The sequence below is a fragment of the Hahella ganghwensis DSM 17046 genome (assembly GCF_000376785.1).
GTDB lineage: Bacteria > Pseudomonadota > Gammaproteobacteria > Pseudomonadales > Oleiphilaceae > Hahella > Hahella ganghwensis.
Genome location: NZ_AQXX01000009.1, coordinates 1 through 1286 on the forward strand (window position 1 = coordinate 1; position 1286 = coordinate 1286).

Consider the following 1286-nt stretch of genomic DNA (forward strand, 5'->3'; position numbering starts at 1 on the left):
CAAAATGGCCGGAAAAACACTCTGAATATTCGGCCATATATCGTCGAGAGTTTGAATTACCTCAGAACCTTGGGGTTATTCAGACTCTCCTTAGAATTGACCCAGGATGTTTTCAACCAAGACGGCAAGACCATGAAAGTTGACACCATGCTGGCCTACACCACCGACCAAAGTGCCGATTGGGAGACAATCGGTGACGGTGGTGGAGAAGGAAATAATAAAGCTACTGAAGGGCAGATCGCTTTAAGACAAATGAATATCCAAGCCACAGGCTTTCTTGGCTTCGCACCAGAAGCGAACCTTTGGGCAGGTAAGCGCTTCTATCAACGCCATGATATTCACCACTTAGACCTCTATTACTGGGATATTTCAGGGCCTGGTGCAGGTATTGAAGGGATTGATGCCGGAGCCGGCAAATTATCTCTGGCGGTTACTCGTCAGGACGGAGATGATTTCGATCCGAGTGACGACATTAATACAAATGTGTTCGATATTCGCTACTCTGGCATTCAACTTGGTGACAGCACTCTGGAAGTTGGATTGGATTATAACTGGCGCAATCTGACGGACAGCCAAGATGACGCTGACATTGCAGACGATGGCAGCATAATGGTCACAGGAGAACTCACAACTCCGTTAATGGGAGGTTTTAACAAGTTCGTTCTGCAATACGGTGATGAAGGATATGCCTGGGCGATGCGTTTTGGCGGTGGTGGCCAATGGGTTGGAGAGCTCGGTGAAGGCAATTCCGGCTATCGGATTATCGATCATGGTGTAATCAATCTGTCTGATAACATCGAAATGGGCTATGCCGCCTACTATGGTACAACTGAAGACAACAGACATGACCAAGATAGCAGCATATGGAGCATAAGTGCCCGTCCTGCCTATAAGTGGACAGACTATACCCGCACTTACCTCGAGGTAGGCTATTTTGAGGGGAATGCATATGACGACGACGCTGCTGCAGATGTCGATTCTTCTCAGGCCAAGCTTACGCTTTCACAAGCGTGGTCCGCGGGCTCAAGCTATTGGGCCCGCCCAGAAATTCGGGTATTTGCCACCTACATCGTCGACAATGAAAATGACGATGCTTTTGGCGACGGTGAAGACAGCACTCTGAACTTTGGTGTACAAGCCGAAGCGTGGTGGTAAGCTAATCATCACCGTTTAATAAAAAGCCCCCAGACGGGGCAATGCTGTTCACTTAAGTGTTTGAGTTAGCGCAGGGCTTAATAGAAAATCCAATGATGGAAACATCATCGGATTTTTTATGGATTTTCAGC

1 protein-coding gene is annotated in these 1286 nt (G+C 47.7%); it reads left to right on the forward strand.

Annotation, left to right across the window (positions count from 1 at the left end):
* The coding region (gene lamB, locus F566_RS31360) for a maltoporin LamB (RefSeq protein WP_020404956.1) at positions 1 to 1155 on the forward strand (1155 nt) is incomplete at its 5' end.
* Positions 1156 to 1286 lie beyond the last annotated feature (131 nt).